This is a genomic window from Pseudomonas sp. NDM, assembly GCF_003105095.1.
Taxonomy (GTDB): domain Bacteria; phylum Pseudomonadota; class Gammaproteobacteria; order Pseudomonadales; family Pseudomonadaceae; genus Aquipseudomonas; species Aquipseudomonas moraviensis_A.
This window is the reverse complement of sequence record NZ_QETJ01000220.1, coordinates 1-6673: the sequence shown is the minus strand read 5'-3', so window position 1 is coordinate 6673 and position 6673 is coordinate 1. Positions and strand designations below refer to the sequence as shown.

Below are 6673 nucleotides of genomic sequence, written 5' to 3'. Positions count from 1 at the left end.
GTGCGTCAGCCAATAAATTCTTCGACTGATATACCGCTATCGCGAGCAGGCTCACTCCTACAAGGGGACTTTATTCAGCAGGAAATCAAACCTTGCTCTTGCTGATGATATTCCCCGCATGCAGCCCGCATTCTTTCTGCGTGGCTTCTTCCCACCACCAGCGGCCTTCGCGCTCGTGCTGGTTCGGCAGCACCGGGCGGGTGCAGGGTTCGCAGCCGATGCTGATGAAACCGCGCTCGTGCAGGCTGTTGTAGGGCAGTTCGAGCATGCGGATATAACCCCAGATCTCTTCGCTGGTCATCTGCGCCAGCGGGTTGAACTTGTACAGGGTGCGTTCCGGTGTCGAGAATGCCGTGTCGATTTCCAGTACCGCCACAGCGCTGCGAGTGCCCGGGCTCTGATCGCGGCGCTGGCCGGTGGCCCAGGCCTTGACGTCGGACAGCTTGCGCCGCAGCGGCTCGATCTTGCGGATGCCGCAGCATTCGCCATGGCCGTCCTTGTAGAAACTGAACAGGCCTTTTTCCTTCACGAACGGTTCGAGTTTCGTGTAGTCCGGCGAGACGATTTCGATGTTGATCTGGTAATGCTCGCGCACCTGCTCAATGAAGCGGTAGGTCTCCGGATGCAGGCGACCGGTGTCGAGGCTGAACACTTTGACGTTCTTGTTCAGCTTCCACGCCATGTCCACCAGCACCACGTCTTCGGCGCCGCTGAAAGATATCCACAAGTCATCGCCGAACTCGGCGAAGGCGAGTTTGAGGATGTCCTGCGCGGATTTGTTGGCATAGGTCGTGGCGAGTTCCACGACGTCGAACGTTGGGCTCATCAGGGCGGCTTCCTACAGGTCAGTGGCGCTCGGGCGCTCTATAGGGGGCCGATGGTAACAAAAAGCTGCCGCGCCCGGGGCGTCCTCTGCGTTGCGCGCCTGATGTTCAAAGGCTAGAGTTCGGCCTCGCTCGACCCAATAATCACTACAAACGGGAGTGTCCTGTGGAAATTGCTTGCCTGGATCTTGAAGGGGTACTGGTACCGGAAATCTGGATCGCCTTCGCCGAAAAAACCGGGATCGACTCCCTCAAGGCCACCACCCGGGACATTCCCGATTACGACGTATTGATGAAGCAACGCCTGCGCATCCTCGATGAGCACGGCTTGAAGCTGTCGGACATTCAGGAAGTGATCGCCACGCTGAAACCGCTGGACGGCGCGGTGGAGTTCGTCAATTGGTTGCGCGAACGTTTCCAGGTGGTGATTCTCTCGGACACTTTTTATGAGTTCTCGCAGCCGCTGATGCGCCAGCTGGGCTTCCCGACTCTGCTTTGCCATCGCTTGATCACTGACGAAACCGGGCGGGTGACCAGCTATCAGTTGCGTCAGAAAGATCCCAAGCGTCAGTCGGTGCTGGCGTTCAAGAGCCTGTATTACCGGGTGATTGCGGCGGGCGATTCGTACAACGACACGACGATGTTGGGCGAAGCGGATGCGGGGATTCTGTTTCACGCGCCGGACAACGTGATTCGCGAGTTCCCGCAGTTCCCGGCGGTGCATACGTTTGAAGAGCTGAAGCAGGAATTTCTCAAGGCTTCAAACCGCGACCTGAACTTGTAAACCAATCCCTGCAGGAGCTGCCGAAGGCTGCGATCTCTGCTTTTAAAGATCAAAAGATCGCAGCCTTCAGCAGCTCCTACAGGGGTTGTGTCATTCAGAGGTTTTGCAGGGTATCGAGCAGGATCCGCACTTTGGTCATCGACTCCTGATACTCCGCCTGCCAGTCCGAGTCGGCGACAATCCCGCCGCCGCCCCAGCAGCACACCTGTCCATCCTTGACCAACAGACTGCGAATGGCGATGGAGCTGTCCATCTCACCGCGCACGTCCAGGTACAGCAACGATCCGCAATACAAACCGCGCCGGGTCGGCTCCAGCTCGTCGATGATCTGCATCGCCCGAATCTTTGGTGCGCCGGTGATCGACCCGCCGGGGAAGCTGCCGGCGATCAGATCCAGCGCATCACGCTCTGCCGCCAGTTCACCGGTCACACTGCTGACCAGGTGATGCACATTCGGATAGCTCTCCAGACTGAACAGCTCCGGCACGCGCACCGAGCCGATGCGGCAGGTGCGCCCGAGGTCGTTGCGCAGCAGGTCGACGATCATCAGGTTTTCCGCGCGATCCTTGGGGCTGGCCAACAGTTCGGCGGCGTTGGCGGCGTCTTCGGCTGGGGTCAGGCCGCGGGGGCGGGTGCCTTTGATCGGACGGGTTTCAACCTGGCGCTGACTGACTCTGACGAAGCGCTCTGGTGACAGGCTAAGCACCGCGCCACCGTCGGGCAGGCTCTGGAAACCGGAGAACGGCGTCGGGCAGGCCTGGCGTAATGCGCAATAAGCCAGCCAAGGATCGCCCTGGCATTCCGCGCGGAAGCGTTGCGCGAAATTGACCTGATAGCAGTCGCCAGCCTGGATGTAATTCTGAATACGCTCGAATGCCTGGCGGTAATCGTCAGCCGAGAGATCGGCCGTCATTGGCTGGTTGAGTTTGAACGGGGTCAGCGCCTCAGCTGTGGGCCGGGTGAACAGGATGACCAGTCGCTGCCGTTCACTGTCAGCAAGCGATGGATGAAAGACCAATTGGCTGGTTTGCGCTTGGTGATCGCTGATCAGTGCCCATTCATACAAGCCGAAACGCGCATCGGGTAACTGCAGGTCATCCAGCGCCTCGCTTGGCAGGTTTTCCAGATGCCGGCCGAAGTCGTAGCTCAAATAACCGATCAGTCCGCCGGCGAACGGCAATTCATACCCGGCAGGCAGTTGTGCTTCACCCAAACGGCTGAGGTTGTCGCGCAAGCGCTGCAGAAAGTGCGCACCGCTTTCGTCCGGCAATACCGCCAATTGTTCCAGCGGCCAGGCGCTGAGCAAGTCATAACGGCCGCGTTCGGCGCTCGGCCGGCCGCTGTCGAGCAGCACGGCGCCGGGGGCGTTGCGGATGGCCGCGAAATAGTCGGCGGGATTGGCGCGGTAGGGCAACGGATGTACGGAACAGGTCAACATGGGCGGGGCAGATCGGCCGTTGAGGCGGGGTGGGGATTGTAGTCCTCTGCGCTGCCAGATCAAAGTCAAAAGCCTCCCCCTCACCCCAGCCCTCTCCCCCAAGGGGGCGAGGGGGAAAGGGAGCCGATCTTCTTGCTTTTCAAGATCCGAGTTCCGCTCGTTACTCCGCAAAAGGGAGCCGATCTTCACGCTTTTCAAAGCCTGAGTTCGACTCAAGACGCTCAGGTCGGCGTGTCTCGCCTAGACACCTCGGTCAGTCCCCTCTCCCTCTGGGAGAGGGTTAGGGTGAGGGGCTTTTGACTTTTAGCTTTGTCAGCCCTCGACGGCAGGAATATGCCCAAACATCTCCTGAGTAAACGCCACCCGCTCCTCAGCCGATTCCGTCACGCCACGCGCCTTCAGCTCTTCCAGTCGCGCTTCCACCGCATGGGTGCGCAAAGTCAGTCCGCAATCGTTGGCAATCTGGATATTCAGCCCCGGCCGCGCATTCAGTTCGAGAATCAGCGGGCCTTTTTCCTGATCGAGCACCATGTCCACGCCGATGTAACCCAGCCCGCACAGCTCATAGCAGCCGGCGGCGAGTTTCATGAAACCATCCCAGTAGGGCAGTTGCACGCCGTCCACCGCGTTGGTGGTGTCGGGGTGTTTGGTGATGATGTTGTTCAGCCAGGTGCCGCGCAGCGTAAGCCCGGTCGCCAGATCCACACCGACGCCGATGGCGCCCTGGTGCAGGTTGGCCTTGCCGCCGGACTGGCGGGTCGGCAGACGCAACATCGCCATCACCGGGTAACCCATCAGCACGATGATGCGGATGTCCGGCACGCCTTCGTAGCTGATGCTTTTGAAGATCTGGTCCGGGGTCACGCGGTATTCGATCAGCGCGCGGTCGCGGTGGCCGCCCAGCGAGTACAGGCCGGTGAGGATGCTCGAGATGTGGTGCTCCAGCTCTTCGTGGGCGAGGATCTTGCCCGACACCGTGCGATAACGGCCTTCGAACCGGTCGGCGATGACGATGATGCCGTCGCCGCCTGCACCCTGGGCCGGTTTGATCACGAAGTCGCTGCGCCCGCCAATGATCTCGTCGAGCTTGTCGATTTCCTTCTCGGTGGAGATCACCCCGTACAGCTCCGGCACGTGAATGCCGGCGGCGATGGCGCGTTCCTTGGTGAGGATCTTGTCATCGACGATCGGGTACAGGCTGCGCTTGTTGTACTTGAGCACATAGTCCGCGTTTCGGCGGTTGATACCCATGATGCCGCGCGCTTCGAGGGCCTTCCAGGTCTTCCAGAAACCGAACATCAGGCGTCAGCCTTCTTCAGGAAAGCCTTGAAACGCACCAGTTCGGTCAGGCGGTAGCCGCGATAGCGACCCATCGCCAGCATGAAGCCGACCAGAATCAGTAGGATCGCCGGGAAGGTGAAGACGAAGTACACCAGCTCCGGCACGGTCATGATCAGGTGCGCCAGGGAGGCGGCGAACAGCGTACCGATGGCGACTTTCAGCGCGTGGTTGGCGCCGCGTTCTTCCCAGGTGATCGACAGGCGTTCGATGGTCATGGTCAGAATCACCATCGGGAACAGCGCCACCGATAGACCGCGCTCAAGTCCAAGTTTGTGGCTGAACAGACTGATCGCCGCAATCAACACCACGACAAACGTCAGTACCACCGACAGGCGCGGCAGCATTTGCAGTTTCAGATGCTCAAGATAAGAGCGCAATGACAGGCCCAGCGCGGTAATCACCGTGAACAGCAGAATGCCGAAGCCCAGTTGCGTTTCGCGGAAGGCGAGGGCGATCAGCACCGGGGTGAACGTGCCCAGGGTCTGCAGGCCGATCAGGTTGCGCAGGATCAGGATCACCAGCACGCCGATCGGGATCATCACCATGATCATGAAGGTCTGCTGGGTCTGCAGGGGCAAGCCGTACAGCGAGTAATCGAGGAAGTTGGCGTCAGTGTTCTCGTCGGTCAGCTTGGCCAGACGGATCGCGTTCATCTCGCTGTTGTTGAGGCTGAAGGTCACGTTGGCTTTCTTGCCGCCGTCGACGGTGATCAGGTTTTCGTCACCGGTCCACCACAGCAAGCGATCGGTCGGCAGGCCTTGCTCGCCGGTTTCCGGGTTGAAGTACAGCCAGTCGTTGCCGTTGAAGCTGCGCAGCCACAGTTCGGGTGTTTGTGGCTGATCGGCAACGAGGCGGATGGTGTGGACTTTCTCTACCGGGACGTGGGCAATGGACAACAGCAATTCAACAATTTTGGCTTTGTGCGAGGTCGACGGATCGCCGGCCAGCAGCAACTTCACATTATCGTCGTTGACGTTGTTGACGCGTTTGATCGCCTCGCCAATAAAGGTTTCGACGTCGGCCGAGTGTTGGCGGATCGGCGCGAGCAGGGCTTCGGCGGCGATTTTTTCCGGGCCTTCGATGACCATGCTGTCGCGGAAGGTCGGCCCTTTGACCTTGGATTTTTCTGCGGTGTAGCGCTTGGTCAACACCAGGCGGTAATACAGAGTCTGGTTGCCCTTGGCACGCCGGGCCGACCAGGTCACCTTGCGGTTGCCGTCGACGCGGTTCACCGCGACTCCGTAGTTATTGGAAATGAAGCTTTCGTTGAGGCTGACGTAATCGCGGCTCAACGGCGGCACGAACATCTGGATTTTCACCGGATCCTTGGTGCTGGCAACGAACTCGACCTTGGCGTCGATGTTCCACAGGTCGTCGGTGGCGTCTTCGGTCACCGGGATGCCGAGCACGAAAATCTGATAGGCCGTAACCGAAACGCCCAGCAGCACCAGCACGGCGATCAGGATTTTCAGGTGGAAGGTTAGAGAACGCATGGAAATTACTCGGCGGTATGAGCGGCGATGGTGCAGGCAGGTTTGCCGGCAGCGTATTTAAGACTGGGGTCGACCAGCGCGTCGAAGCGTTTCAACGCCTCGGAGCCGATCAAGAGCGCGTATTGGAACGCACTTCGGTCGGTGAGGTTCACTTCGATGCTGCGCAATGCCGAGCCCATGCAGATATCCAGCTCGATCACCGGACGGGCGGTGTACTGCTTGCCTTCTTCCGGGTCGTAGTCGCCGGCGCGGCGCTTGATCTTGCTGACCCGCGCGAGCGGCCGTTCGATGGGGTGCGAATGCGCGGCATCGATCGCCAGGTAGAAACGTACCCAGGATTCACCGTTGCGTTTGAAGCGTTTGATGTCACGGGCGCTCAGCGAGGCGGTTTTCGCCCCGGTGTCGAGCTTGGCCGCGACTTCGAGATTGATGCCGTCAAGCGAAGCGTATTCGTTGAGGCCGTACACGGTTTTTTCCCCCGCGGCGGCGAGGCCGGGCAGGCAAAACAGAGCAAAAAAGGTGGGGAAAGGCTTGAGTCTCATAAATCCTGGTGCGCAGCGTTCCGTTATCGGTTCAGGTGCCCGCACAACCGTGCGCAAGCCCCCGCGTGTGCCTGGCAGCTTTTTATGGCAAGCCGTAGAAAGACCCGCAAATGCGGGCGGCATTCTAGCACGGTGGTTTTATGGCGCCAGCGCTTGGGGCAGTGTGGAGCAAGATCAAAGGATCGCAGCCTTCGGCAGCTCCTACAAAGGGGTGGCCTGCATTCTGTAGGAGCTGCCGAAGGCTGCGATCT

At 59.8% G+C, this 6673-nt stretch carries 6 protein-coding genes; 1 reads left to right on the top strand and 5 read right to left on the bottom strand.

Annotated elements, in window-relative coordinates:
• Positions 1 to 85: 85 nt before the first annotated feature.
• Positions 86 to 826 (bottom strand): phosphoadenylyl-sulfate reductase, encoded by a 741-nt coding sequence (locus tag DCO47_RS24975; RefSeq protein WP_064362877.1) that lies wholly within the window; start codon positions 824 to 826, stop codon positions 86 to 88.
• A 164-nt stretch (positions 827 to 990) separates the two neighbouring features.
• Between DCO47_RS24975 and thrH the strand changes: the two genes are divergently transcribed.
• Positions 991 to 1608, top strand: coding sequence for a bifunctional phosphoserine phosphatase/homoserine phosphotransferase ThrH (gene thrH / locus DCO47_RS24970; protein ID WP_064362875.1), 618 nt, complete (start codon positions 991 to 993; stop codon positions 1606 to 1608).
• Between the two features lie 94 nt (positions 1609 to 1702).
• Here thrH and pabB read toward each other — a convergent pair whose 3' ends face one another.
• From pabB to DCO47_RS24950, 4 genes are all read right to left on the bottom strand, one after another.
• The gene (pabB, locus tag DCO47_RS24965) at positions 1703 to 3046 is read right to left on the bottom strand and encodes an aminodeoxychorismate synthase component I (RefSeq protein WP_116659147.1); all 1344 of its coding nucleotides are present in this window, start codon (positions 3044 to 3046) and stop codon (positions 1703 to 1705) included.
• Between the two features lie 312 nt (positions 3047 to 3358).
• Complete coding sequence (locus DCO47_RS24960; protein WP_042608458.1) at positions 3359 to 4345, bottom strand: alpha-L-glutamate ligase-like protein; 987 nt, start codon at positions 4343 to 4345, stop codon at positions 3359 to 3361.
• Positions 4345 to 5880 (bottom strand): inactive transglutaminase family protein, encoded by a 1536-nt coding sequence (locus DCO47_RS24955; RefSeq protein ID WP_116659146.1) that lies wholly within the window; start codon positions 5878 to 5880, stop codon positions 4345 to 4347. Before DCO47_RS24955 ends, DCO47_RS24960 begins: the two co-directional genes overlap by 1 nt.
• A gap of 5 nt (positions 5881 to 5885) precedes the next feature.
• Positions 5886 to 6422: an ATP-dependent zinc protease gene (locus DCO47_RS24950; protein WP_116659145.1), complete on the bottom strand. Its 537-nt coding sequence runs from the start codon at positions 6420 to 6422 to the stop codon at positions 5886 to 5888.
• Positions 6423 to 6673 lie beyond the last annotated feature (251 nt).

What these genes read in the sequence shown, in the direction of transcription:
- DCO47_RS24975 (WP_064362877.1), bottom strand. Translation starts at nt 826, where the DNA reads ATGAGCCCAACGTTCGACGTCGTGGAACTCGCCACGACCTATGCCAAC.
- pabB (WP_116659147.1), bottom strand. Translation starts at nt 3,046, where the DNA reads ATGTTGACCTGTTCCGTACATCCGTTGCCCTACCGCGCCAATCCCGCC.
- DCO47_RS24960 (WP_042608458.1), bottom strand. Translation starts at nt 4,345, where the DNA reads ATGTTCGGTTTCTGGAAGACCTGGAAGGCCCTCGAAGCGCGCGGCATC.
- DCO47_RS24955 (WP_116659146.1), bottom strand. Translation starts at nt 5,880, where the DNA reads ATGCGTTCTCTAACCTTCCACCTGAAAATCCTGATCGCCGTGCTGGTG.
- DCO47_RS24950 (WP_116659145.1), bottom strand. Translation starts at nt 6,422, where the DNA reads ATGAGACTCAAGCCTTTCCCCACCTTTTTTGCTCTGTTTTGCCTGCCC.